This is a genomic window from Paracoccus sp. 22332, from assembly GCF_052045125.1.
In the GTDB taxonomy this organism is placed as follows: Bacteria; Pseudomonadota; Alphaproteobacteria; order Rhodobacterales; family Rhodobacteraceae; genus Paracoccus; species Paracoccus haematequi_A.
On record NZ_JBQEOI010000005.1, the window covers coordinates 1 to 23,559 of the forward strand.

Below are 23,559 nucleotides of genomic sequence, written 5' to 3' on the forward strand. Positions count from 1 at the left end.
GCAAGATCGACTGGCACTACATCGCGCCAGGAAAGCCGACACAGAACGCCTTCATCGAGAGCTTCAACGGTCGCCTGCGCGACGAGCTATTGAACGAGACCCTGTTCCCGTCCCTGCACCATGTCCGCGTCACGCTGGCCGCCTGGCGCACGGACTATAACACTGAACGGCACCACTCCCGTCTCGGCTGGCAGACCCCAGCCGAGTTTGCCCAAACCTTCGCCCTGCAACGGGGCTTGGCGCTGCGCAACCTGCAAGGCTCCGCACCAGCCCCCGTTGCTCAACTCGCCCGAATGGGCAAAACTCAAGCCCGGAGTCTCGCTCACGCTGGATAAAAGTCGGGGGCAACCTCACTGAAGAAGGAGAACTATCACGCCTTGACCACTGAATGACCGGAAATCCATAGTCAGAGGTGGCTCACTTCTCGATGGAAATGCCGGCTCAGTTCTGGGTGGAAATCAACACCTTTGCCTTCAACTGCTGCAGTGTCCGCCAAACCATGACAAAACCGGTGCGGTTCAATCCGCACGACTCCTGCCAGCCGATGGGGCTGACAGCAGGCGCTTGTTCCCCCCGCCAATATGCCCAAACCCCCTTCAGACGCGCCCGAAGGGGTTGTGCAAGCCCCGGCCTATTCGGCCGGGACGGCGGCGGGTTCTTCCACATCCATGATCGGATGCGGCAGATGGATCAGCATCTCTTTCGGGCAGACCTGCAGGAAGTTGGCCTTCTCGGCCTCCCAGTCCTGAAGGATTTCGGCGGCGCGGCGCGATCCGGTTTCCTTCAGGTGCCGTTCCACCAGGCTCTTCAGCTGGTCTTCCCAATGCTGCTTGGTCACGGCGCACATCACCAGGGTTTCCGGGTTGATGTAATCTCGGGCCACGCCCTGCGGGTCATACAGGTAAGCCATCCCGCCGGTCATGCCCGCGCCGAAATTGGCGCCGATCCGGCCCAGGATCACCGCGACGCCGCCGGTCATGTATTCGCAGCCGTTCGACCCGCAGCCCTCGATCACCACGGTGGCGCCGCTGTTGCGCACCGCGAAGCGTTCCCCGGCGCGGCCTGCCGCGAACAGATAGCCGTCGGTCGCACCATACAGCACCGTGTTGCCGATGATCGTGTTGTCCGCCGCGACCAGGGGCGAGGACATCGGCGGACGTACCACGATGGTGCCGCCCGACAGGCCCTTGCCGACATAGTCGTTGGCGTCGCCCGACACCTCGATCTTCAACCCCGGCGCCGCGAAGGCGCCCAGCGACTGCCCGGCGGAACCCGTCAGGCGGATCGTCAGGTGGTCGGGTTGCAAGCTGTTGCGCATCCCGAACTTCTGCACGATCAGCGACGACGTGCGCGTGCCAATGGTCCGGTGGGTGTTCCTGACCGCATAGGACAGCTGCATCTTCTCGCCATCTTCGAAGAAGCGGGCGGCATCCTTGACGATCTCGGCGTCCAGGGTCTCCAGCACGGCGTTGCGGGGCTTGGAGCGGTCATAGACGATCTTGTCCGCGCCATCGACGGTGATCAGCAGCGGGTTCAGGTCCAGGTCGTCCAGATGCGCGGCACCCCGGCTGACCTGGGTCAGCAGGTCGGCGCGGCCGATCACCTCGTCCAGCGACCGCGCGCCAATGCTGGCCAGGATCTCGCGGACCTCTTGCGCATAGAAGGTGATCAGGTTCACCACCTTGTCGGCGCTGCCGGTGAACATGGCGCGCAGACGCTCGTCCTGGGTGCAGACGCCCACCGGGCAGGTGTTCGACTGGCACTGGCGAACCATGATACAGCCCATCGCGATCAGCGCGGCGGTGCCGATGCCGTATTCCTCGGCCCCCATCATCGCGGCCATCACGATGTCGCGGCCGGTGCGCAGGCCCCCGTCGGTGCGCAGCGTCACCCGTTCGCGCAGGCGGTTCATCGCCAGAACCTGATGCGCTTCGGTCAGGCCCATTTCCCAGGGCAGGCCCGCGAACTTGATCGACGTGGCAGGCGAGGCCCCGGTGCCGCCGTTATGGCCCGAGATCAGGATGATGTCGGCCTTGGCCTTGGCCACGCCCGCCGCGATGGTGCCGACGCCCGAGGACGCCACCAGCTTCACCGTGATCTTGGCGCGCGGGTTGATCTGCTTCAGGTCATAGATCAGCTGCGCCAGATCCTCGATCGAATAGATGTCGTGGTGCGGCGGCGGGCTGATCAGCGTCACGCCCTTGGTCGAATGGCGCAGCCGGGCGATCAGGTCGGTGACCTTCATGCCGGGCAACTGCCCGCCCTCGCCGGGCTTGGCGCCTTGGGCGACCTTGATTTCCAGTTCCTCGCAGGCGTTGAGGTATTCCGCCGTCACGCCGAACCGGCCCGAGGCCACCTGCTTGATCTTGGCGCAGGGGTTGTCGCCATTGGGCAGCGGGTGGCTGTGGGCCGGATCCTCGCCGCCCTCACCGCTGTCGGATTTCGCGCCGATGCGGTTCATGGCGATGTTCAGCGTCATGTGCGCCTCGGGCGACAGCGCGCCCAGCGACATGCCCGGCGTCACGAAACGCTTGCGGATGCTGGTGATCGATTCGACTTCCTCGATGGGCACGGGCTTGCCCAGCGGCTTGATGTCCAGCAGATCGCGGATGTGGATCGGGGGATTGGCCCGCATGGTAGCGCTGTATTGCTTCCACACGTCATAGCTGGCCTTGTCGCAGGCCACCTGCAACAGCTTCATGGTGCTGGCTTCCCAGGCGTGCTTTTCGCCCGTCCGGCGCATCTTGTAGAAGCCGCCGACCGGCAGCAGGTCGGCATTGTCTCCGTGGAAGGCGCGGCGGTGCAGATCCTCCAGCTTGGCTTGCAGGCCATGCAGGCCGATGCCGCTGATGCGCGACTGCATGCCGGGGAAATACTCGGCCACCATGGCGCGGGACAGGCCCACGGCCTCGAAATTCAGGCCGCCGCGATAGGACGAGATGACCGAGATCCCCATCTTCGCCATGATCTTCAGCAGGCCCGCATTCACCGCCTCGCGATAGGATTCCATCGCGTCGAACAGATCGCCGGGAATCAAGCCGCGCTCGATCCGGTCACTGATGGAATCCTGCGCCAGATAGGGGTTCACCGTGGTCGCGCCGCAGCCGATCAGGACCGCGACGTAATGCGGATCCAGACATTCCGCCGACCGGACGTTCAGCGAACAGAAGGTCCGCAGCCCCTTGCGGGTCAGCCAGCTGTGCACCGCGCTTGTCGCCAGGATCATCGGCATCGCCACGCGGTCGTCGCCCTGCGCTTCATCCGACAGAACCAGATGGCCCGCGCCAGACCGCACGGCATCCTCGGCCTCGGCCCGGATGCGGGCCAGGCCTTCGCCCAAGGCGTCGGGACCGGCGCCCGCCGGGAAGGTGCAGTCGATCTTGGTCACGGTCTCGCCGAACATCTGGCACATGTCGTCCAGTTCGGAATTGGTGACGAAGGGGCTTTCCAGCACCAGGATTTCGGTCTGCGCGCTGCTTTCGTCCAGCACGTTCTTGAGGTTGCCGAACCGCGTCTTCAGCGACATCACACGCGTTTCGCGCAGACTGTCGATGGGCGGGTTCGTCACCTGGCTGAAGTTCTGCCGGAAGAAATGCGACATCGGCCGATACTGGTTCGACAGGACCGCGGGCGGCGTGTCGTCGCCCATGGACGCGATGGATTCCTTGCCGTCCTCGGCCATGGGGGACAGGACATGCTCCATATCCTCCAGCGTATAGCCTGCGGCAAGCTGGCGGCGGCGCAGAACTTCGCCGGTGTAGGCGGCGTTCTCGGGCAGATCCTTCATCTTGTGGCTGAGGTCCACGACCTTTTCCAGCCATTCGCCAAAGGGCTGGCTGCCCGCCAGGCGGTCCTTGATGGCATGGTCGTGATACAGCTTGCCGTCCCACATATCGACGGCAATCATCTGCCCCGGCCCAAGCGCGCCCTTTTCGCGTACGCTCATCTCGTCGACGGTGACCATGCCGACCTCGGACCCGGCGATCAGCATGTTGTCGGCGGTCACGACATAGCGCATGGGCCGCAGCCCGTTGCGGTCAAGCCCGCCGCAGACCCAGCGGCCGTCCGTCATCGCCAGCGCGGCGGGACCGTCCCAAGGCTCCATCACGGCGTTGCAATAGGCATACATGTCCGCCCAGGCGCGCGGCATGTCGGTGGTCGCCTTGGACCAGCTTTCCGGGACCAGCATGGTCTTGGTCATCGGCGCGGACCGGCCCGACCGGACCATCACCTCGAACACCGCGTCCAGCGCCGCCGAATCCGACGACCCGGCGGGGACGATCGGCTTGATGTCCTCGGCCGCCTCGCCGAAGGCGCTGCTGGCCATGCGGATTTCATGGCTGCGCAGCCAGTTGAGGTTGCCCTTCAGGGTGTTGATTTCGCCGTTATGGGCCAGCATGCGGAAGGGCTGGGCCAGCCACCATTGCGGAAAGGTGTTGGTGGAATACCGCTGGTGATAGATGGCGAAGGCCGATTCGAAGCGGTCGTCCTTAAGGTCGGGATAGAATTCCGCGACCTGTTCGGCCAGCATCATGCCCTTGTAGATGATCGACCGGCAGGACAGCGAACAGAAATAGAGACCCGCGACCTGGGCCGCGACGGCGGCTTTCTCGATCCGGCGGCGGATGATGTACAGTTCGCGCTCGAACCGCACCTGGTCGATGTCCTTTTCGCAGCGGATCAGGATCTGCTCGATCTCGGGGCGGGTGGCGTTGGCTTTCTCGCCCAGCACGGCGGTGTTCACCGGGACGTGGCGCCAGCCATAGATGTAATGGCCCATGCGCAGAACCTCGGATTCCACGATGGTCCGGCAGGCCTCTTGCGCGGCGAAGTTGGTGCGCGGCAGGAACACCTGGCCCACGGCGATCAGCTTCGACTGGTCCGGTTCGTGCCCGGTGCGGCGCACCTGGTCATAGAAGAACGGGACCGGGATCTGGACATGGATGCCTGCCCCGTCGCCGGTCTTGCCGTCCGCATCGACCGCGCCGCGATGCCAGATCGCCTTCAGCGCGTCGATGCCCGACTGAACCACCTTGCGCGAGGGCTTGCCGTCGATATTGACCACCAGCCCCACGCCGCAGGACGAATGCTCGTCCTCCTCGCGGTACAGGCTGTGTTGGGCCATCCAGTCGCGGCGGGCCTGTTCTTCCTGTTGCCAATCCTTGCTCATCGTCAGGCCCTTTCGTGCAGAAGCTGCGTCAGCAACTGATCACAGTCGAATTGCGGTTCGGTGTCCCCGAAGCCTTCCTCGCCGGGAAAGGCGAAGGTGACGGGGCTGTCATTGGTTTCCTGGCGCTGCCCGGTCCAGTCGGACTGCACCTCGACGCCGCCATAGAAGCGGCCCATCTTGCGGCTGATGAACTGCTGGCCGCTGCGTTCGATCAGCAATTCGCCGTTCGCGTCATAGGTCTTCAGCTGGAACCGGGTCACCTCCAGCGGCTGGCCGTCGATCTCGACCGTCTCGCCGGTCAGGATGTCCTGGCCCACGTTGCGCAGGCGTTCGCCGGTGTTGGATTCGGTCCAGAAATCGAAATCGTCCTGGCCGGTTTCCAGCAGCGTCTTGAAGCTGGCGTGATCCTTGGACCGTTCGACCAGGAAATCGGCCAGGCCGGTATTGGGATCGCTGCTTTCGATCCAGCGGGTTTCCGCGTCGATGCGCGACAGGTGGCGCAGCCCATCCTTGCCAAAGGTCGCCGTGCGCTGATGGCCCGCCGGATCGGCCTGGCATTGATAATACTGGTTGACCGAACAGCCCCGGTTCTGGACCGTCGCCTGCAACTGGCAGCCCTTGGGCGGGGTGAAATTGGCGGCATGGCCCGCCGATGCGGCCAGCGCCAGCCCCAGGATCAGGGGGATCCGCAGCATCGCCGCCCCCTATTCCGCCGCGATGCGGGCTTCGCCGGTCAGGTATCCGGCGATGGACTCGGCGGCCTCGCGCCCGTCGCGGATCGCCCAGACCACCAGGGATGCGCCGCGCACGATGTCGCCCACGGCGAAGACGCCGGGCAGGCTGGTCTGATGGGTCTGGAAATTGGCCTTGATGGTGCCCCAGCGGGTGACCTCCAGCCCGTCGACGCCCCACAGCTTGGGCAGATCCTCGGGCTCGAAGCCCAGGGCCTTGATGACCAGATCGGCGGGTTCGTCGTAATCCGCGCCCTCGATCAGTTCGGGGGACTGGCGGCCCGACACGTCCGGCGCGCCCAGCCGCATCTTCTGGACGCGGACCTGCGCGATCTGCGCCAGCTTGCCGGTCGGGCCGTCCACGTCGGCTTCCTGCGCCTGCATGGCGATGCCGGGAACATGGCCGATGAAGGAACCGGGCGCCGACATCCAGACGAACTCGACGCCCTCTTCCTCGGCGTTCTGGACCTCGCGCTGCGACCCCGGCATGTTGGCGCGGTCGCGGCGATAGAGGCACTTCACCGACAGCGCGCCCTGGCGGATCGCGGTGCGCACGCAGTCCATCGCGGTGTCGCCGCCGCCGATGACGATCACGCGCTTGCCGCGCGCGTTCAGTTCGCCATCCTTGAAATCGGGCACCTCGTCGCCGAACTCGACCTTGTTCGAGGCCGTCAGATAGTCGATGGCGCGGACCACGCCGCCCGCATCGGCGTTGTCGATATCCAGGTCGCGGGTCTTGTAGACGCCCGTGGCGATCAGCACCGCGTCATGCTTGCCCCGGATCGCGTCGAAGCTGATGTCCTGGCCGACGTTGCAGTTCAGCACGAAGTCCACGCCGCCATCCTGCAACAGCGCGTTGCGGCGCATCACCACGTCCTTTTCCAGCTTGAAGCCGGGGATGCCATAGGTCAGCAGCCCGCCCGCGCGGTCGTAACGATCATAGACCGTGACCTGGAAGCCCTGGCGGCGCAGCATGTCCGCCGCGGCCAGCCCCCCCGGCCCGGCGCCGATGATGCCGACGCTTTCGGACCGTTCCATCACCGGGGCGGCGGGCTGGACCCAGCCGCGTTCCCAGGCGGTGTCGGTGATGTATTTCTCGATGGACCCGATGGTGACGGTGCCGTGGCCCGACTGCTCGATCACGCAGTTGCCTTCGCACAGCCGGTCCTGCGGGCAGATGCGGCCGCAGATTTCCGGGAAGGTGTTGGTCGCCTGGCTGACCCGATAGGCTTCCTCAAGCCTGCCTTCGGCGGTCAGGCGCAGCCAGTCCGGGATGTTGTTGTGCAGCGGGCAATGGCTTTGGCAATAGGGCACGCCGCACTGACTGCACCGGCTGGCCTGCTCGGCCGCCTTGGCGTCGGCGAATTCGCGGTAAATCTCGTGGAAGTCCTCGCTGCGTTCGGTTGCCGGGCGCTTGACCGGCATCTCGCGCGGAGTCGAGACGAATTTGAGCATCTTTTGCGTGGCCATGGCTGCGCGACCTTCCGAAACAGGAACTCTTGCAGCCGCAATAAACCAAGGCGGAATTCATTAAAAGTCAGCTATACTGACCTAAACCCCATATTTCTGGTGAGCGGGACAAATAAATGCCGAAGGATGGCAAAAATTAGGTCAGCATAATTTACCAACCAACCCAAAGCGCCAGCAAAACCAGGCTTCCAACCACGATCCGCCACCAGCCGAACAGGGCATAGCCATGCTGCGACACATAGTTCAGCAGCCAGCGCACCACGACCAGGGCGCTGAGAAGGGCCGCAACGAAGCCGATCGCGATATTGCCCAGGGCGCTTGCGTCCAGGATGTCGCGGTTCTTGAACAGATCCAGGGCAAAGGCCCCCAGCATCGTCGGCATCGCCAGGAAGAACGAAAATTCGGCAGCCGAGCGCTTGTCTGCCCCCAGAAGCAGCCCGCCGACGATGGTCGCGCCCGACCGCGACACGCCGGGAATCATCGCAAGACATTGGAACAGGCCAATCTTGAAGGCCATCGACAAGGGAAAATCCTCGGCCCGCGCATAGACGGGATGGTCGGCCCTGCGGTCCACCCACAACAGCACGATCCCGCCCAGGATCAGCATCACCGCGATCAGCACCGGGGTCTCGAACAGCACCGACTTGATGAAGCCATGCGCCAGAAGACCGATGACCACGGCAGGCATGAAGGCCAGCAGCACCGCGCCGACGAACCGCCGGGCGGCCGGGTCATGCGGCGCGGCCGACAGGATCTGGATGATCCGCGCCGAATAGACGCCCAGGATCGCCAGCAGCGCGCCAAGCTGGATCAGCACCTCGAACGACCGGCCCGGCGAATCGAAGCCCAGGAAATGCCCGGCCAGCAGGATATGCCCGGTCGAGGACACCGGAATGAATTCGGTCAGCCCTTCGAGAACCCCGAGGATCGCGGCGGCAATGGTATTGTCGGACATCAGTCGGCGCGCAGGTTCTTGGCCGACTGCTTGATAGCGTCGTACTGCCCGGACGGGCGGAACCGCCACAGATAGTCTTCGATCACCGCTTCCGCCGCCACGGGCTGGATACCCAGATCGGCAAAGCCGCGCGCGCCGGGCGAGACCACGTTGTCGGCGCGCAGCAGGGCGATCTGATCGCGCGTCAGGATGGAGTTGGTGAACAGCCCGCCGGTCAGAAGCTGGGCAAGGCCCAGCACGCGCGCGCCCAGAGTCGCGGCCCAGAAGGGCAGGTTCACCACCGCGCGCTTGCGCATCGTGGCGCGCAACACCTGTTCGGCCACCTCTTTCACGGTCAGCACGTCGGGACCGCCCAGTTCATAGATGCCGGGCGCAGCCTCGCCCGTGGCGCCCTTGACGGCGGCCCGCGCCACGTCGTCGACGAAGACCGGCTGCATCCGCGTCCTGGCGCCGATCACCGGCAGCACCGGACCAAGGCGCGTCATCGCGGCAAAGCGGTTATAGAAGCTGTCGCCCGGCCCGAAGATGACCGAGGGCCGCAGGATCACCGCGTCGGGGCGATGCTTCAGCACCGCCGATTCGCCGCGCCCCTTGGCCGCGATATAGGCACTGGCCGATTCGGGATCGACGCCCAGGCCCGAGATATGGACCACCCGCGCCACGCCCGTTTCCGCCGACAGCCGGGCGATGCGCTCGGCGCCCTCGTGGAACACGGCCTGGAACGTGCTCTTGCCCTTGGGCGCAAGGATGTTGACGCAGTTCACCACCGCGTCGGCCCCGGCCATGGCGGCGCGCACCGACAGATCGTCGCGAACATTGCACAGCACCGGCTGCACCTGACCCACCGCGCCATAGGTGCGGGTGAACAGCGCCTCGTCCGGGCGGCGCACGGCGATGCGCACGCGCCAGCCGTCCTTGGCCATCAGCCGCGCGACCTGCCGGCCGACAAAGCCCGATCCGCCGTAAATCGTGACCAGTTTCGCCATGGGCGTCCCGCCTCCTGAATGCCGATATCCGTCCGTTCCTTACCCAAGCACGGGACGCGCGGCAAGGCGGGCGGCAGGCGCGCCGGAACGGCGTGACAGTTTTTCGCACGATTTCTGCGACACCCCATTGACGCCCCCCGCGACTGCCTTTAGAGACCCGCCTCACACCAGTTGGCCCAGATGGCGGAATTGGTAGACGCGCACGGTTCAGGTCCGTGTGCCGCAAGGCGTGGAGGTTCGAGTCCTCTTCTGGGCACCAAATGGAAAACCCCAAGGATTTGGAATCCTTGGGGTTTTCCATTTTTAAGGCCTGAAGTTGCCCCAAGGTCAGCCATGTCAAACCGGATGCGGATCATGGTGGCGGCCAAGCCCATCGACTCCCACGGGGACATGACAGCTTGCCGCAGCATCAGGCCGAAGCGGATGTTCGTTCATCTTGCAGCATCTTTGAGACCTTGACGCTGAGTGCGCGCCAAGTCGGAATGCAACGCGGTTTTACGAAGATGCCGGTCCGCGTGGGGTCAGATGGATTTTCAGGAGGCTTTCAAGTCCCGCAAACCAAAAGCCTGGGGCAAGGCCGACGGGCAGGGCGGATTTCACGCCCTGGAGGCGGCCAGACCGGCCACCGATTTCGCCAGCGTGGCCGGGGCGCGCTTCGCACCGTGCGGCTCAGCGGCTGATCGGCGGGGCTGACCCTGGCAGCAACCTGGTGCTTCTGGAGGCCGACACCGGCTCCGGCAAGACCGAGGCGGCCTTGTGGCGCTATGCCTTGCTGCACGCGACGGCGCTGGTCTCGGGGCTGTATTTCGCCGTTCCGACACGGGCCGCAGCGCGTCAGCTGCACCGCCGCGTCAACGAGGCCATGAAACGGCTGTTCGGCAGCGATGCGCCCGAAGCCGTTCTGGCCATTCCCGGCCATCTTCTGTCCGGCGAGGCAACAGGTCAGCGCCTGCCCCGTTTGAAGCCGTCGGGATGACGCAGAGGGAACGCAGCCACAGGCCTACCGTGATCAGCCCGCCCACAAGCGAACCTCAGGGCGCAGCACAAGCTCCCTGGGAATATCGAGCGAACAGATGGCAGCGTGCAGTCGCCGGTGCTCCGGGCGGATGCACTCTCAAGGGGCACATCTCCGCCAAGGGCGAGCGCATCTATCACGCGCCCTGGTCATCGGCCTATGGTGGAACCCAGATCGATGAGAGCAGGGGCGAGGGTTGGTTCTGTAACGAAGCCGAGGCTGTGGCAGCCGGTTGGAGGGGCGCATGATCAAGGTAAACGCGCGCTACTCACCAAACTCAAAATGTCCGCTGAGGGGCAATCAGCATCAGAATTGCCTATCCTGCAATTCCTCATAGCATTCTGTTCTCACAAGGAGAAAAATGGTGAGCCCGACAGGATTCGAACCTGTGACCCACTGATTAAAAGTCAGTTGCTCTACCAACTGAGCTACGGGCCCAACACCGGCGCTTACTAGGGGGGGCTGCCGGGGGCGTCAAGCGGAAAAGTCGCGCCCACTGGCGGAAATTTCCCGCAGGGATTATATGGCCTCTCATGAACAGCAACCCCGCCTCCGGCCTGCCCTTCATGAAGATGCATGGGCTCGGCAACGATTTCGTCGTCCTGGATCTGCGTGCCGGTGGCGATCCCCCGGCGGCAGGGCTGGTCGCGCGCATCGCCGACCGCAACCGGGGCGTGGGCTTCGACCAGCTTGCGACGATCCAGGCGGACGACCGGGCGGATCTGCGGCTGCGGTTCTGGAACGCCGACGGCTCGGTCAGTTCGGCCTGCGGGAATGCCACGCGCTGCATCGCCCGCTATGTGATGGATCAGACCGGCCGCGACCGGCTGAGCCTGCGCACCGATCACGCCATCCTACTGGCCGAGAATGCGGGGAACGGGCTGACGCGGGTGAACATGGGGCCGCCGGTGCTGGACTGGCGGGCGATTCCCCTGGCGCGCGCCGTGGACATCGACCGTCTGCCGATCGACGGCGATCCCGTGGCCACCGGGATGGGCAATCCCCATGCGACCTTCTTCGTCGAGGACGCGGCCTCGATCGATCTGGCAACCTTCGGCCCGGCGATGGAGCATCACCCGCTGTATCCGCAGCGCACGAACGTCGAGGTCGTGCAGGTCGTCTCTCGGGACGAGATCATCCTGCGCATCTGGGAACGCGGGACGGGGCCGACGCTGGCCTCGGGGTCGTGTTCCTGCGCGGCGGTGGTGGCGGCGGCGCGGCGCGGGCTGACCGGGCGGCGCGTCACCGTGAACGTGCCGGGCGGTGCGCTGCTGATCGACTGGCGGGACGATGGCGTCTGGATGCAGGGGCCGGCCGCCCATGTCTTTTCCGGCGTGCTGACGCCCGAATGGCTGGCGTCATGACCGCGCCGGTCTTTTCCACGCTGGGCTGCCGCCTGAACGCCTATGAGACCGAGGCGATGCGCGAGATGGCCGAGGCGGCGGGCCTGTCGGGCGCGGTCGTGGTCAATACCTGCGCCGTCACGGCCGAGGCGGTGCGCAAGGCTCGCCAGGAAATCCGCCGCTTGGCGCGCGAGAATCCGGGCGCGCCGGTGATCGTCACCGGCTGCGCGGCCCAGACCGAACCCGACACCTTCGCGGCCATGCCCGAGGTCACGCGCGTCATCGGCAATCACGAGAAGATGCAGCCCGAGACGTGGCAAGGCCTGCGCGCCCCCGACCTGATCGGCGACACCGAGAAGATCCGCGTCGACGACATCATGTCGGTGCGCGAAACGGCGGGCCATCTGATCGACGGCTTCGGGCGGCACCGTGCCTATGTGCAGGTCCAGAACGGCTGCGATCACCGCTGCACCTTCTGCATCATTCCCTATGGGCGCGGCAATTCGCGGTCGGTTCCGGCGGGCGTGGTGGTCGAGCAGATCAAGCGGCTGGTCGGGAGCGGCTTCAACGAGGTCGTGCTGACCGGCGTCGACCTAACCAGTTGGGGCGCCGACCTGCCGGGCACGCCTCGGCTGGGCGATCTGGTCATGCGGATCCTGCGGCTGGTGCCCGACCTGCCGCGCCTGCGCATCAGCAGCATCGACAGCATCGAGGCGGACGAGAACCTGATGCTGGCCATCGCCTCGGAACCCCGGCTGATGCCGCATCTGCACCTGTCCCTGCAGGCGGGCGACGACATGATCCTGAAGCGGATGAAGCGCCGCCACCTGCGAGACGACGCGATCCGTTTCTGCGAGGACGCGCGGCGGCTGCGCCCGGATATTGTCTTCGGGGCCGATATCATCGCGGGCTTCCCGACCGAAACCGATGCGATGTTCGAAAACAGCGTCAGGCTGGTCGGCGATTGCGGACTGACCTTCCTGCATGTCTTTCCGTTCTCGGCCCGCAAGGGGACGCCCGCCGCGCGGATGCCCGCCGTGAAAGGGCCGGTGATCCGCGACCGCGCCGCCCGACTGCGCGAGGCGGGCGAGGCCGCGTTGCGCCGCCATCTGGACGGGCAGGTGGGCCGGACCCATCGCGTGTTGACCGAAGGCCCGCGGCTGGGCCGCACGGAACAGTTCACCGAGGTGGCCTTTGCCAGCGACCAGCCAGAAGGCGCGCTGATGGACCTGCGCATCGCCGGTCATGACGGGGCGCGGCTGGTGGCGTAAGCTGGCGTTTCCCTGATCCCGCCTGCGGCCCCTTGGCGCAGATCCTCACCGCGCCATGAACACCGGCACCTTGGCCTTTTCCAGCATGTTGCGCGTGGCCCCGCCGAGGATCGCCTGGCGGAAGCGCGAATGGCCATAGGCGCCCATCACCACCAGGTCGGCGGCGATTTCGGTCGCGCGGCGGTTCAGTTCCTCGCTGACAGTGCCCGAGGTGCGGGCCAGCACGGCGATGTCGGCATGGACGCCGTGGCGGTTCAGCATCTGCGCCAGCGGCGCGCCGGGTTCGGAACCGTCGGTGCCGGCGCGCGGGTCGATCACCGTGATCTCGACCGAGCCGGCGGCCTTCAGCAGGGGCAAGGCACGGCGCACGGCGGCCAGGGCCTCGGTCGACTGGTTCCAGGCGATCAGCACCTTGCCCGGCGGATCGGCGGGCAGGTCGGTGCCTGGCAGGACCAGGACCGGGCAGCAGCCCTCAAACAGCGCGGCCTCGACCACGGCCTCGGCCTCTCCGGGGGCTTCCTCGCCATAGGGGCGGGACAGGACGGTCAGGTCGGAAAACCGCGCGCGCATTCCCACCAGGTTGGCGATGCCGCCGATCTGGGCCACCGCGGCCTCGGACGACCAGCGAAGGTCGCCGAAGCGGGCCAGGTGCTGCCGGACCGTCTGATCCAGCGTCCCGGCCTGGTCCATCGCCATGTCGATGGCGTCCTGGAACGCATAAGGCATCCCGTTCGGAAAGTAATAGCCCACCTGCGTGTGATCCAGCCCCAGGCTGAGGACCGACAGATGCCCGTCCTCGCGCGCGGCCAGGGCCGCCGCCGCGTCAAGCTGGGGCAGCTGGCGGGCGTCGGACAGGACGGTCAGGATGCTTTTGTAACCCATCTCGGTCTCCTTGATCATGTCGGGGCACAGGATGGCGGATTTGCCACGCCGCAGCCTTGACCGGAATCAAACCGCCGAACTTGATGCAGATCAAGGTTTCGTGTGTCGCCGCCGCCTTATTGCGGTCGGTGACGAAGGAATCTGTCCGGCGGCGATTCGTGCCGCCGGTCATTCCGACCAAGGGACGCAGGTGGAAGCCATGTGGAATTATGTGAAGCTGATCTTGCTGGGCACGATCGCGCTGTTGGCCGCCATCGGCGCCAACATGGCGCGCGATCCGGCCTATATGGTCAATGCGATCGTCGTCATGCTGGTGGCGGCGGGAATGTTCGTCTGGGCGCTGCGCCGGGTGGACGAGCCGGTGCGGGCGGTCGATACCTCGCAATACATGGACGACGTGGTCCGGTTCGGGGTGATCGCCACGGCGTTCTGGGGCGTGGTGGGCTTCCTGGTGGGGGTGGTCATCGCCTTCCAGCTGGCCTTCCCGGCGCTGAACCTTTCGGACCTGACCCATGGCTATACCAACTTCGGCAAGCTGCGCCCGCTGCACACCAGTGCGGTGATCTTCGCCTTTGGCGGCAACGCGCTGATCGCAACCTCGTTCTATGTGGTGCAGCGCACAAGCGCGGCGCGGCTGTGGGGCGGGAACCTGGCGTGGTTCGTGTTCTGGGGCTACAACCTGTTCATCGTGCTGGCCGCGACCGGATACATCGCGGGCGCCACGCAGTCCAAGGAATATGCCGAACCCGAATGGTATGTGGACTGGTGGCTGACGGTCGTCTGGGTGGCCTATCTGGCCGTGTTCCTGGGCACCGTGATCAAGCGCAAGGAACCCCATATCTACGTCGCCAACTGGTTCTACCTGGCCTTCATCGTCACCATCGCGATGCTGCATATCGTCAACAACCTGTCGGTGCCGGTCAGCATCTTCGGATCGAAGTCGGTCCAGGTGTTCTCGGGCGTGCAGGACGCGATGGTGCAGTGGTGGTACGGCCACAACGCCGTGGGCTTCTTCCTGACCGCGGGCTTCCTGGGGATGATGTACTACTTCATCCCGAAACAGGCCGAGCGTCCGGTTTACTCCTACAAGCTGTCGATCATCCACTTCTGGGCGCTGATCTTCCTGTACATCTGGGCCGGTCCGCACCACCTGCATTACACCGCGCTGCCCGACTGGGCCTCGACGCTGGGCATGGTGTTCTCGATCATGCTGTGGATGCCAAGCTGGGGCGGGATGATCAACGGTCTGATGACCCTGTCGGGGGCTTGGGACAAGCTGCGCACCGACCCGATCCTGCGGATGATGGTGGTGGCCGTCGGCTTCTACGGCATGGCGACCTTCGAAGGGCCGATGATGTCGATCAAGGCCGTCAATTCGCTCAGCCACTATACCGACTGGACCATCGGCCACGTCCATTCCGGCGCGCTTGGCTGGAACGGCATGATCACCTTCGGCGCGCTGTATTACCTGACGCCGCGCCTGTGGGGCCGGGAACGCCTGTACTCGCTGTCGCTGGTCAGCTGGCACTTCTGGTTGGCGACCATCGGCCTGGTTCTCTACGCCGCGTCCATGTGGGTGTCGGGCATCATGGAGGGCCTGATGTGGCGCGAGGTCGACAGCCAGGGCTTCCTGGTCAACGCCTTCGCCGACGCCGTGCAGGCCAAGTTCGCGATGAACGTGGTACGCGCCCTGGGCGGGGTTCTGTACCTCACCGGCGGGATCATCATGGCCTACAACCTCTGGGCCACCGTGGCCCGCCAGCCCAAAGCCCATTCGACGGCCATCGCCGTGCCGGCCGAATAGGGGGAAGCCAGCCATGCAAATCCTTGAAAAGCACAAGATCCTTGAAAAGAACGCGACGCTGCTGCTGATCTTTTCCTTCCTGGTCGTCACCATCGGCGGCCTGGTGCAGATCACGCCGCTGTTCTACCTGGAAAACACCATCGAGAAAGTGGAGGGGGTCCGCCCCTACACCCCGCTGGAACTGACCGGGCGCGACGTTTACGTCCGCGAGGGCTGCTATGTCTGCCACAGCCAGATGATCCGCCCGATGCGGGACGAGGTCGAACGCTACGGCCATTACTCGCTGGCGGCGGAATCGATGTACGACCACCCGTTCCAGTGGGGGTCGAAGCGCACCGGGCCGGATCTGGCGCGCGTCGGCGGGCGCTATTCGGACGAATGGCACCTGGATCACCTGCGCGACCCGCAATCGGTGGTGCCGGAATCGATCATGCCCAGCTATGGCCACCTGATGAACCGGATCATCGGCCCCGAATACATCCGGGACCGCGTGGAAACCGACGCCCTGGTCGGCGTGCCCTATTCCGAGGACATGATCGCCGCCGCGGCCGAGGATTTCCGGGCGCAGGCCGATCCCAACGCCGATGCCTCGGGCCTTCAGGAACGCTATCCCGGCGCGCAGCAGCGCAACTTCGACCGCCAGCCGCAGCTGACGGAGATGGACGCCCTGGTCGCCTATCTGCAAGTGCTGGGCACGATGGTCGACTTCTCGACCTTCGAGCCGGATCCGACGCGGTAAGGGGGCAGGCATGGAAACCTACAGCTTCCTGCGCGGTCTGGCCGACAGCTGGGCGCTGCTGCTCCTGGTGCTGTTCTTCGTGGGCGTGATCCTGTTCGTGTTCCGCCCCGGCGCCAGGAAGGCCCAGAAAGACGCCGCCGAAAGCATTTTCCGGCACGAGAACCGTCCCGCCCGGACGGATGAGAAGGAGGGCCGGTGATGGCCGAAGACAAGGACAAGCCGGTCGATCCGCATATCGACCCCGCCAATCCCGACAACCGGGTGTCGCTGGAACGCCACGCGGCCGACAGCGAACACGCCGCCAAGATCGCGGGCGAAATCCCCGAGCGTCCCAGGCCCGACCAGCCGGTCGCGCCGAAGATGCGCAAGCCGGCACGCCGCGGCCGCTTGGTGAAAGAGGTCGGGTCCACCGGCCATCAATGGGACGGGATCACCGAATACGACAACCCGATGCCCCGCTGGTGGCTGTGGACCTTCTATGCCACGATCATCTGGGCGGTGGGCTATGTCGTGGCCTATCCGGCCATCCCGCTGGTCAACCGCGCGACCCAGGGCCTGCTGGGCACCGACTATCGCCAGGAAGTCGCGGCCGAGATCGACCGCTTCGACCAGGCCAACGCCGCCATCCAGACCCGCCTGGCCGAGGTCGAGCTGGCCGCGATCCCGGCCGATCCGGAACTGCTCAGCTATGCGACCAATGCCGGGGGCGCCGTGTTCCGCACCTGGTGCGCGCAGTGCCACGGTTCGGGCGCGGGGGGGGCGCGGGGCTATCCCAACCTGCTGGACAACGACTGGCTGTGGGGCGGCACGCTGGAGGATATCCACCTGACCGTGCAGCACGGCATCCGCGATCCTCAGGACGGCGACACCCGCTATTCGGAAATGCCGCATTTCGGCAGCGACGGCATCCTGGACCGCACGCAGATCGACCAGGTGGTGAACCACGTCCTGTCGCTGTCCGATCTGCCCCATGACCCGGCCAAGGCGGCCGAGGGCGCGCAGGTCTATGCCGACAACTGCGCGGCCTGCCATATGGAGGACGGCACCGGCGACCGCAGCCAGGGTGCCCCGAACCTGGCCGATGCGGTCTGGCTGTACGGCAACGACCACGCGACCCTGACCCGGATCGTCAGCGAAGGCCCCTATGGCGTGATGCCGTCCTGGTCCGCGCGCCTGTCCGAGGCCGAGATCCGCGCCGTCGCCACCTATGTCCACGGTCTGGGCGGCGGGGAATAACCCCGCCCGGACCACCCGAGCTTTCGCAGCGGCGCCCGCGCCCCGCGAAAGAGACCGGCCCCCGTCCTGTTCGCGCGTTCCTGGGGGCCGGTCTTCAAACCATAGCGCAGGCCGTCGCCCTTGGCGATGCCCTGGCGCCTCGGACTTTCGTGGGGGCAAAGCCCGCGCGAAAGAGGCCGGTTCCCGTATGTTCGCGCGTTCCTGGGGACCGGCCGCATCTGTTCCAACGCTCCGACGAAGCCCGCGCCCCGCGCCTTCCGCACGGCCTGCCGCAAACCCTGTTCCCGCCGCTGGCGCGCCCCTTCGCAAGGCGCTATATCCAGACCCCATGACGCTCTGGACCCTTCATCTTCTGAATGCGCGCCACGCCCTGACGCCGGTCCTGTCCGAAGTCCGGCAGGCCAGCCGCGATGCGGTGGCGCGGGCCTCGGACCATGCCGATCTGCCGGATTTCGATCTGGTGGTGCGCGCGCAGGCGGACCGTTCTGCCGATGGCGCGATCCAGGGCCGCTGCCGCACGCCCGGCGTGATCGAGATCGCGCTGACCCCCGACCGCTTCGATCCCCTGCACTTCACCCGCGCCCTGGTCCGGCAGATGGCGCATCTGATCCGCTGGGACGGGCCGGGCTATGGCCGTTCGCTGGGCGAGGCTCTGGTCAGCGAAGGGCTGGCCGGGCATTTCGTGCTGCAGGTGATGGGCGGGCAGCCGGATGCGATCGATACCGTCCGCCCCGCGGCAGGGGCCATGCGGCAGGCAATGAACGAATGGGCGCGGCGCGATTACGACCATGGCCGCTGGTTCGGCGGCAAGGGCGACCTGCGCAAGGGCACGGGCAACAGCCTGGGCCACCGGATCATCGCCGATCACCTGGCGCAGCATCCCGGCGACAGCGCCGCCGGGATGGCCACGGCGGCGTCCGAGCCGTTCCGCCAGACCCTGCGCCGGATCGCCGCGGCCGAGGGGCAGCCCGAGGCGGAGGCCCCCTCAGAAGGCTGAGGTGCGAGGGCTGCGGGTCATCGCCATCCAGGCGCCCATCACCAGGCCCGCCAGCGTGCCGCCCAGATGCGCCTCCCACGCGATCGATGGCATCAGCACGGTCAGCGCGACGTTCAGCACCACCATCATCGCGACCCCGCGCCACAACTGGCCCAAGGGGCGGCGGCGGCGCCAGCCGGTCACGGCGGCGAAGCCGATCAGCGCGCCTGCCAGCCCGAAGATCGCCCCCGACGCGCCGACCATCGGCCCGCCCTGCGGCGCCATCAGCGCGAACAGCAGCGCGGCCGCGACCTGCGTGACGGCATAGACCAGGGCCATGCGCGCGGCGCCGATCAGGCGGTTCAGTTCCCGCGCGATGGCCACCAGCGACAGCATGTTCATGCCCAGGTGGATCGGCCCGGCGTGCAGAAATCCATAGGTCGCGAACATCGCCGCGGGCTGGCCGGGATAGAGACCATGGCCCGCATGGATCTGCGCCGACCAGAAGCCGAACAGATAGTCGACCATCTGCCGGATCGGGATGCCGATGCGCTGCTGCTGGGTGAAATAGGACAGGATCCCGGGCTGCTGGGCGATGACGAAGGTCAGGCGCCAGTTCAGCAGGTCGCTGACCAGCAGCAGCGCCTCGATCGCGCAGCACAGCGCGATCACGACCTTGACCCACAGGGGCAGCAGCGGCCGGATCTCGCGTCGGATTTCGGCGATGGGACCGGACTGGGCCACCATCAATCCGCCTTGATCTGGCGGGCCTCGGCCACCAGCATGATCGGGATGCCGGCGCGGATCGGGAAGGCCAGCCCCGCCGCCTTGGAAATCAGTTCCTGGCGCGCCGCGTCATAGGACAGGGCGGTATGGGTGACGGGGCAGACAAGCGCCTCGATCATGGGACGGTCGAAGGCGGGCGGGGGGCTTTGGGTCATTGCAGTCGGTCCTCGGTATCGCCGCCATGCAGGGCGAATTCGATCAGGCCCTGCAACAGTTCGCGCCGGTCCGCCAGGGTGGGGCTTTCCAGCAGCGCCTGCCTGTCGCCGGACGAAAAGGGCAGCACCATCGACAGGGAATTGATCAGCGCCTCGTCATGGGCCTCGGCGGCGGCGTCCCAGTCGGTCGAAAGCTCATGCGCGTCCATATAGCGCCGCAACAGCGGAAACAGCGTGTCGCGATCCAGGCCGGGGTCGTCCTCGGGGCCCTTCAGATCGCGGGCGAAGGACGACCAGTCCACCTCGGCCGTCAGATAAGGGGTGAAGCCCTCCTGCACCTCGGTCAGGCGGAAGCGCGACACGGCCAGCAGGGAAATCATCTGCCGTCCGTCGTCGGTTTCGGAAAAGGCCACCACCCGGCCGGCGCAGCCGATGGCGGCCAATCCCTCGCCCTCGGGCTGGATCAGGCCGATCAGGCGGTGGTCGGTCCTCAGCGTATCGTCCAGCATTTGCAGATAGCGCGGTTCGAATACATGCAGGGGGATCCGCCCGCGCGGCATCAGCACCGCCCCGGTCAGGGGAAACAGCGGAATGCGCGCGGGCAGGTCGAAGCGGAACCGCATGGCCGGGATCAGGCGAAGATCAGGGACGACAGGCGGCGGCGTCCCTTCTGGGCCAGCGGATCGTTGGGCTTGAGGCTGTCGAAGATGGTCAGCAGTTGCGCCTTGGCAGCACCATCGTTCCAGTCGCGGTCGCGGCGGAAGCTGTCCAGCAGGATGTCGATCGCATCCTCGACCCGGCCCGCGGCGTGCAGCGCCTGGGCATATTCCAGCCGCGTCTGCTGGTCGTCGGGGGTGGCGTCGACACGGGCTTGCAGGTCGGCCAGCGGACCGGCCTTGGCGGCCTGGCGGGCCAGGTGCAGTTGCGCGCGGGCGGCCTCGACCGGGGCGCTGGTCACGGCGGGGGCGGGGATGGCGTCAAGCGCGGTCTGGGCAGCGTCCGTGTCGCCCGCCGCCAGATGGGCTCGCACCACGCCGGCCCAGGCTTCGGTGCTGGACGGGTCTTCCTCGGCAATGGCGGCGAAGGTTTCCGCGGCATCAGAGAAGGCGCCTTCCTCCAGCATCTGTTCTGCGGCGGCAAGCGCCTCGGCCAGCCCGCCGTCATCGCCCGACAGCCCCGCCAGCTTGTCCACGAACTGCTTGATCTGGCTTTGCGGGATGGCGCCCTGGAAGGCATCGACCGGCTGGCCCTGGAAGAAGGCATAGACGGTCGGGATCGACTGGACGCGCAGCTGCGCGGCGATCATCTGGTTTTCGTCCACATTGACCTTGGCCATGCGGACCCGGCCCTTGTGGCGCGCCACCTCGGCTTCCAATTGCGGCCCGAGGGTCTTGCAGGGGCCGCACCAGGGCGCCCAGAAATCCACGATCACCGGCACCTGCATCGAGGCCTGGACCACCTCGGCCATGAAATCGGCCTCGGTCACGTCCTTGATGAAATCGGCGGTCTTGGGCGCGGCGGGGGCGCCGTCGAAAAGCATGGTCATGATGTCCCCGGAATGGTTCGGAACGGTTGGCGGCAATATGGGGGCTGGGACGCGGAAGGGGAAGGGTTGTTTGGGGCGGCACCGCTGGGGGACTTCACGTCCCCCCTCGGGCCTGCCGGCCCCTTCCTCGCTGAAAAAGGTCCACCGGACCTTTTTCCGGGCGCTCGGAAGCCCCGGGGATATTTGCGCAAAGGTGAAAGGGTCAGAGATCGAAGCTGGCCAGCACCGGCACATGGTCGCTGGGCTGGTCCCAGCCGCGCACCGGGCGCAGGATGCGGCTGCCATGCGCGGCATTGGCGATGTCGGGGCTGGCCCAGATGTGATCCAGGCGGCGGCCCTTGTCGGCGGCGTCCCAGTCCCTGGCGCGATAGCTCCACCAGGAATAGAGCAGCCCGGACGGGATGTCCTGGCGCGTCACGTCCACCCATCGGCCCGCGTCCTGGGCGGACAGAAGGTGGTCGACCTCGATCGGGGTGTGGCTGACGATCTTCAGCAGCTGCTTGTGGGACCAGACGTCATCCTCGCGCGGGGCGATGTTCAGGTCGCCCACCAGGATCGAGCGCTGCGGGTTGTCGGCGTGGAACACGTCGCGCATTTCTGCCACGAAATCCAGTTTCTGGCCGAATTTCTCGTTCACCGTGCGGTCGGGGATGTCGCCGCCCGCGGGCACGTACATGTTGTGGATGGTCACGCCGTTTTCCAGTCGCGCCGCGACATGGCGGGCATGGCCAAGACGGGCATAATCGCGGTCGCCCGCGTCCGTCAGCGGCAGCCGCGACAGGATCGCCACGCCGTTATAGCCCTTTTGGCCTCGCGCGACGATCCAGCGATATCCAAGCGCCCGGAACTGGTCCAGCGGGATCTTGTCCACCGGCGACTTGCATTCCTGGAGGCACAGGATGTCGGGCGCCTCCTCGCGCAGCAGGCGTGCGACCAGCCCCTCGCGCAGGCGGACCGAGTTGATGTTCCAGGTGGCGATGGTGAACATGGCGGGCTCCTTTGCCGCGGACCCTAGCGGCGCGGCCGGGCGCTGTCGAGTTGACGCTGCGGCAGGAAATTGTCTTGAAAGATCAATACGTGCTTGGTGATCGGGAAAACTGCGGCTATGCAGCGCCATCCGGCACGGCCAGGGGGACAGCGATGCGGTTGACGGTGGACGAGGCTTTGGCGCGCGGCGGGGCCGGGCAGTTCCAGTGGCGGCTTCTGGGGATTTTCGGGCTGGTCTGGGCCGCCGATGCGATGCAGGTGATCGCGGTGGGCTTTGCCGCGCCCTCGGTCGCCGCGACCTTCGGGATCGAGCGTGTGACCGCCTTCCAGATCGGCACGGTGTTCTTCCTGGGCATGTTCCTGGGCGCCTTCGTCTTTGGCCGGGTGGCCGACCGGATAGGGCGGCGCAACATTCTGGTGCTGACGGTGGGGATGGACGCGATCTTCGGCCTAGCATCCGTCTTTGCGCAGGATTTCACGCTGCTTCTGGTGCTGCGCTTCCTGACCGGCGTGGCGGTGGGCGGCACCTTGCCGGTCGATTACGCGATGATGGCCGAATTCCTGCCGCCCCGGAACCGGGGCCGCTGGCTGGTCTGGCTGGAGGGGTTCTGGGCCATCGGCACCATCATCGTGGCCCTGACCGCCTGGATCGCCACCGCGCAGGGGGCTGCGGCGCCGTGGCGGTGGATTTTCGCGGTGGCGGCGATTCCCGCCGTGGTCGGCATCTTCCTGCGGCTGTGGCTGCCCGAATCGCCGATGTTCCTGATCCGCAAGGGCGATCAGCTGGGCGCGCGGGCGGTCGTGGACCGGGTGCTGGTCGCCAACGGCGTCCAGGCGCTGCCGTCGGACGCGGAACTGGTGCCGGCGCAGGTGCCGACGGGATCCGAGAGCTCGATCTTTTCGGACCTGCTGCGGGCGCGGACCATCGGTGTGCTGGCGGTGTGGTTTCTGGTGTCGCTGTCCTATTACGGCGTCTTCGTCTGGGTGCCGGGCCAGCTTGCGACCGAGGGATTCGGCTTTGTGCGCGGCTATGGCTTCCTGGTGATCCTGGCCTTGGCGCAGGTGCCGGGATACGCCCTGGCTGCCTGGGGGGTCGAGGCGGTGGGGCGGCGCGCGACGCTGCTGGCCTTCCTGCTGCTCAGCGCCGCGGGTTGCGCGCTGTTCACCGTGGCAACCGGGACCGCGATGGTCGCGACCGCGCTGATCCTGATGAGCTTCGCGCTGCTGGGCACCTGGGGCGCGCTCTATGCCTTTACGCCCGAGCTCTATCCCACGCATCTGCGCGGCACCGGCATGGGCACGGCCAGCGCCGTGGCGCGGCTTGGCGGGATCCTCGCGCCCAGCCTGCTGGCGGTGGTCTTTGCCAAGGGGTTCGGCGTGGCCATCGGCGCCTTCGCGGGCCTGCTGCTGCTGGGCGCGCTGGCGCTGCTGCTGATCAGGTCCGAGACCCGCGATCAGGCCATCGCCTGAAACCCGGCGACCCGCTGGCCCGTTGCCTTCGGCAGCC

General features: G+C 66.4%; 22 protein-coding genes and 2 tRNA genes. 12 read left to right on the top strand and 12 right to left on the bottom strand.

Annotated features, from left to right (window positions below; genetic code table 11):
• Positions 1 to 335, top strand: a 335-nt coding sequence (locus ACTJI6_RS07185) for an integrase core domain-containing protein (protein WP_440799152.1), incomplete at its 5' end; no start/stop codon positions are given.
• Between the two features lie 296 nt (positions 336 to 631).
• Here the strand turns inward: ACTJI6_RS07185 and gltB are convergent.
• The 5 genes from gltB to ACTJI6_RS07210 form a co-directional block, all read right to left on the bottom strand.
• Positions 632 to 5,170 carry a glutamate synthase large subunit gene (gene gltB / locus ACTJI6_RS07190; protein ID WP_440799154.1) on the bottom strand — a complete coding sequence of 1,513 codons (4,539 nt, stop codon included), beginning with the start codon at positions 5,168 to 5,170 and terminating at the stop codon, positions 632 to 634.
• Between the two features lie 2 nt (positions 5,171 to 5,172).
• On the bottom strand, positions 5,173 to 5,865 hold the full coding sequence (locus tag ACTJI6_RS07195) for a hypothetical protein (protein ID WP_440799156.1): 693 nt from the start codon (positions 5,863 to 5,865) through the stop codon (positions 5,173 to 5,175).
• 9 nt (positions 5,866 to 5,874) lie between these two features.
• The gene (locus ACTJI6_RS07200; protein WP_440799158.1) at positions 5,875 to 7,371 is read right to left on the bottom strand and encodes an NAD(P)-dependent oxidoreductase; all 1,497 of its coding nucleotides are present in this window, start codon (positions 7,369 to 7,371) and stop codon (positions 5,875 to 5,877) included.
• A gap of 151 nt (positions 7,372 to 7,522) precedes the next feature.
• Entirely contained in the window at positions 7,523 to 8,326 is an 804-nt protein-coding gene (locus ACTJI6_RS07205; RefSeq protein WP_440799160.1) for an undecaprenyl-diphosphate phosphatase, read from the bottom strand.
• On the bottom strand, positions 8,326 to 9,312 hold the full coding sequence (locus tag ACTJI6_RS07210; RefSeq protein ID WP_440799162.1) for a complex I NDUFA9 subunit family protein: 987 nt from the start codon (positions 9,310 to 9,312) through the stop codon (positions 8,326 to 8,328). Before ACTJI6_RS07210 ends, ACTJI6_RS07205 begins: the two co-directional genes overlap by 1 nt.
• 174 nt (positions 9,313 to 9,486) lie before the next feature.
• Between ACTJI6_RS07210 and ACTJI6_RS07215 the strand changes: the two genes are divergently transcribed.
• The 3 genes from ACTJI6_RS07215 to ACTJI6_RS07225 all read left to right on the top strand — a co-directional run bounded on the left by ACTJI6_RS07215 (position 9,487) and on the right by ACTJI6_RS07225 (position 10,575).
• A tRNA-Leu gene (locus ACTJI6_RS07215) sits at positions 9,487 to 9,571 on the top strand.
• A gap of 450 nt (positions 9,572 to 10,021) precedes the next feature.
• The gene (locus ACTJI6_RS07220; RefSeq protein WP_440799164.1) at positions 10,022 to 10,288 is read left to right on the top strand and encodes a DEAD/DEAH box helicase; all 267 of its coding nucleotides are present in this window, start codon (positions 10,022 to 10,024) and stop codon (positions 10,286 to 10,288) included.
• Entirely contained in the window at positions 10,285 to 10,575 is a 291-nt protein-coding gene (locus ACTJI6_RS07225) for a sunset domain-containing protein (protein ID WP_440799166.1), read from the top strand. Before ACTJI6_RS07220 ends, ACTJI6_RS07225 begins: the two co-directional genes overlap by 4 nt.
• Positions 10,576 to 10,689: 114 nt before the next feature.
• Here the strand turns inward: ACTJI6_RS07225 and ACTJI6_RS07230 are convergent.
• A tRNA-Lys gene (locus ACTJI6_RS07230) sits at positions 10,690 to 10,765 on the bottom strand.
• A gap of 95 nt (positions 10,766 to 10,860) precedes the next feature.
• Between ACTJI6_RS07230 and dapF the strand changes: the two genes are divergently transcribed.
• The gene (gene dapF / locus ACTJI6_RS07235; protein WP_440799168.1) at positions 10,861 to 11,691 is read left to right on the top strand and encodes a diaminopimelate epimerase; all 831 of its coding nucleotides are present in this window, start codon (positions 10,861 to 10,863) and stop codon (positions 11,689 to 11,691) included.
• Positions 11,688 to 12,941: a tRNA (N(6)-L-threonylcarbamoyladenosine(37)-C(2))-methylthiotransferase MtaB gene (gene mtaB / locus ACTJI6_RS07240; RefSeq protein WP_440799170.1), complete on the top strand. Its 1,254-nt coding sequence runs from the start codon at positions 11,688 to 11,690 to the stop codon at positions 12,939 to 12,941. The genes dapF and mtaB overlap by 4 nt, the downstream gene beginning before the upstream one ends.
• Before the next feature lie 45 nt (positions 12,942 to 12,986).
• Here the strand turns inward: mtaB and ACTJI6_RS07245 are convergent, their stop codons facing one another.
• Positions 12,987 to 13,823 (bottom strand): universal stress protein, encoded by an 837-nt coding sequence (locus tag ACTJI6_RS07245; RefSeq protein ID WP_440799172.1) that lies wholly within the window; start codon positions 13,821 to 13,823, stop codon positions 12,987 to 12,989.
• Positions 13,824 to 14,022: 199 nt separating this feature from the next.
• On the opposite strand from ACTJI6_RS07245, the gene ccoN reads away from it, so the two are divergent.
• The 5 genes from ccoN to ACTJI6_RS07270 all read left to right on the top strand — a co-directional run bounded on the left by ccoN (position 14,023) and on the right by ACTJI6_RS07270 (position 18,599).
• On the top strand, positions 14,023 to 15,627 hold the full coding sequence (ccoN, locus tag ACTJI6_RS07250; RefSeq protein ID WP_440799174.1) for a cytochrome-c oxidase, cbb3-type subunit I: 1,605 nt from the start codon (positions 14,023 to 14,025) through the stop codon (positions 15,625 to 15,627).
• A gap of 13 nt (positions 15,628 to 15,640) precedes the next feature.
• A complete protein-coding gene (ccoO, locus tag ACTJI6_RS07255) occupies positions 15,641 to 16,366 on the top strand; it encodes a cytochrome-c oxidase, cbb3-type subunit II (RefSeq protein WP_126153630.1) in 726 nt (241 codons plus the stop codon).
• A gap of 10 nt (positions 16,367 to 16,376) precedes the next feature.
• A complete protein-coding gene (locus ACTJI6_RS07260; protein ID WP_126153631.1) occupies positions 16,377 to 16,565 on the top strand; it encodes a cbb3-type cytochrome c oxidase subunit 3 in 189 nt (62 codons plus the stop codon).
• Positions 16,566 to 16,726: 161 nt separating this feature from the next.
• On the top strand, positions 16,727 to 17,602 hold the full coding sequence (ccoP, locus tag ACTJI6_RS07265) for a cytochrome-c oxidase, cbb3-type subunit III (protein WP_440799778.1): 876 nt from the start codon (positions 16,727 to 16,729) through the stop codon (positions 17,600 to 17,602).
• A 328-nt stretch (positions 17,603 to 17,930) separates the two neighbouring features.
• Positions 17,931 to 18,599, top strand: coding sequence for a DUF2268 domain-containing putative Zn-dependent protease (locus tag ACTJI6_RS07270; protein WP_440799176.1), 669 nt, complete (start codon positions 17,931 to 17,933; stop codon positions 18,597 to 18,599).
• Here ACTJI6_RS07270 and ACTJI6_RS07275 read toward each other — a convergent pair.
• The 5 genes from ACTJI6_RS07275 to ACTJI6_RS07295 all read right to left on the bottom strand — a co-directional run bounded on the left by ACTJI6_RS07275 (position 18,588) and on the right by ACTJI6_RS07295 (position 22,053).
• The gene (locus ACTJI6_RS07275) at positions 18,588 to 19,325 is read right to left on the bottom strand and encodes a rhomboid family intramembrane serine protease (RefSeq protein ID WP_440799178.1); all 738 of its coding nucleotides are present in this window, start codon (positions 19,323 to 19,325) and stop codon (positions 18,588 to 18,590) included. The genes ACTJI6_RS07270 and ACTJI6_RS07275 overlap by 12 nt on opposite strands.
• Positions 19,325 to 19,519, bottom strand: coding sequence for a Trm112 family protein (locus tag ACTJI6_RS07280; RefSeq protein WP_440799179.1), 195 nt, complete (start codon positions 19,517 to 19,519; stop codon positions 19,325 to 19,327). The genes ACTJI6_RS07275 and ACTJI6_RS07280 overlap by 1 nt, the downstream gene beginning before the upstream one ends.
• Entirely contained in the window at positions 19,516 to 20,142 is a 627-nt protein-coding gene (locus ACTJI6_RS07285; RefSeq protein WP_440799181.1) for an LON peptidase substrate-binding domain-containing protein, read from the bottom strand. Before ACTJI6_RS07285 ends, ACTJI6_RS07280 begins: the two co-directional genes overlap by 4 nt.
• Before the next feature lie 8 nt (positions 20,143 to 20,150).
• Positions 20,151 to 21,059, bottom strand: a complete 909-nt coding sequence (gene trxA, locus ACTJI6_RS07290; RefSeq protein ID WP_440799781.1) for a thioredoxin — start codon at positions 21,057 to 21,059, stop codon at positions 20,151 to 20,153.
• Positions 21,060 to 21,267: 208 nt separating this feature from the next.
• The gene (locus ACTJI6_RS07295) at positions 21,268 to 22,053 is read right to left on the bottom strand and encodes an exodeoxyribonuclease III (protein ID WP_440799182.1); all 786 of its coding nucleotides are present in this window, start codon (positions 22,051 to 22,053) and stop codon (positions 21,268 to 21,270) included.
• A gap of 74 nt (positions 22,054 to 22,127) precedes the next feature.
• Here ACTJI6_RS07295 and ACTJI6_RS07300 point away from each other — a divergent pair, with 74 nt between their 5' ends.
• Positions 22,128 to 23,522, top strand: coding sequence for an MFS transporter (locus ACTJI6_RS07300; RefSeq protein ID WP_440799184.1), 1,395 nt, complete (start codon positions 22,128 to 22,130; stop codon positions 23,520 to 23,522).
• Positions 23,523 to 23,559 lie beyond the last annotated feature (37 nt).

What these genes read in the sequence shown, in the direction of transcription:
- ACTJI6_RS07245 (WP_440799172.1), bottom strand. Translation starts at nt 13,823, where the DNA reads ATGGGTTACAAAAGCATCCTGACCGTCCTGTCCGACGCCCGCCAGCTG.
- ACTJI6_RS07225 (WP_440799166.1), top strand. Translation starts at nt 10,285, where the DNA reads ATGACGCAGAGGGAACGCAGCCACAGGCCTACCGTGATCAGCCCGCCC.
- ACTJI6_RS07260 (WP_126153631.1), top strand. Translation starts at nt 16,377, where the DNA reads ATGGAAACCTACAGCTTCCTGCGCGGTCTGGCCGACAGCTGGGCGCTG.
- ACTJI6_RS07205 (WP_440799160.1), bottom strand. Translation starts at nt 8,326, where the DNA reads ATGTCCGACAATACCATTGCCGCCGCGATCCTCGGGGTTCTCGAAGGG.
- dapF (WP_440799168.1), top strand. Translation starts at nt 10,861, where the DNA reads ATGAACAGCAACCCCGCCTCCGGCCTGCCCTTCATGAAGATGCATGGG.
- ccoN (WP_440799174.1), top strand. Translation starts at nt 14,023, where the DNA reads ATGTGGAATTATGTGAAGCTGATCTTGCTGGGCACGATCGCGCTGTTG.
- ACTJI6_RS07270 (WP_440799176.1), top strand. Translation starts at nt 17,931, where the DNA reads ATGACGCTCTGGACCCTTCATCTTCTGAATGCGCGCCACGCCCTGACG.
- ACTJI6_RS07195 (WP_440799156.1), bottom strand. Translation starts at nt 5,865, where the DNA reads ATGCTGCGGATCCCCCTGATCCTGGGGCTGGCGCTGGCCGCATCGGCG.
- ACTJI6_RS07295 (WP_440799182.1), bottom strand. Translation starts at nt 22,053, where the DNA reads ATGTTCACCATCGCCACCTGGAACATCAACTCGGTCCGCCTGCGCGAG.
- ACTJI6_RS07200 (WP_440799158.1), bottom strand. Translation starts at nt 7,371, where the DNA reads ATGGCCACGCAAAAGATGCTCAAATTCGTCTCGACTCCGCGCGAGATG.
- ccoP (WP_440799778.1), top strand. Translation starts at nt 16,727, where the DNA reads ATGCGCAAGCCGGCACGCCGCGGCCGCTTGGTGAAAGAGGTCGGGTCC.
- ACTJI6_RS07210 (WP_440799162.1), bottom strand. Translation starts at nt 9,312, where the DNA reads ATGGCGAAACTGGTCACGATTTACGGCGGATCGGGCTTTGTCGGCCGG.
- ccoO (WP_126153630.1), top strand. Translation starts at nt 15,641, where the DNA reads ATGCAAATCCTTGAAAAGCACAAGATCCTTGAAAAGAACGCGACGCTG.
- ACTJI6_RS07285 (WP_440799181.1), bottom strand. Translation starts at nt 20,142, where the DNA reads ATGCGGTTCCGCTTCGACCTGCCCGCGCGCATTCCGCTGTTTCCCCTG.
- mtaB (WP_440799170.1), top strand. Translation starts at nt 11,688, where the DNA reads ATGACCGCGCCGGTCTTTTCCACGCTGGGCTGCCGCCTGAACGCCTAT.
- gltB (WP_440799154.1), bottom strand. Translation starts at nt 5,170, where the DNA reads ATGAGCAAGGATTGGCAACAGGAAGAACAGGCCCGCCGCGACTGGATG.
- ACTJI6_RS07275 (WP_440799178.1), bottom strand. Translation starts at nt 19,325, where the DNA reads ATGGTGGCCCAGTCCGGTCCCATCGCCGAAATCCGACGCGAGATCCGG.
- trxA (WP_440799781.1), bottom strand. Translation starts at nt 21,059, where the DNA reads ATGCTTTTCGACGGCGCCCCCGCCGCGCCCAAGACCGCCGATTTCATC.
- ACTJI6_RS07280 (WP_440799179.1), bottom strand. Translation starts at nt 19,519, where the DNA reads ATGACCCAAAGCCCCCCGCCCGCCTTCGACCGTCCCATGATCGAGGCG.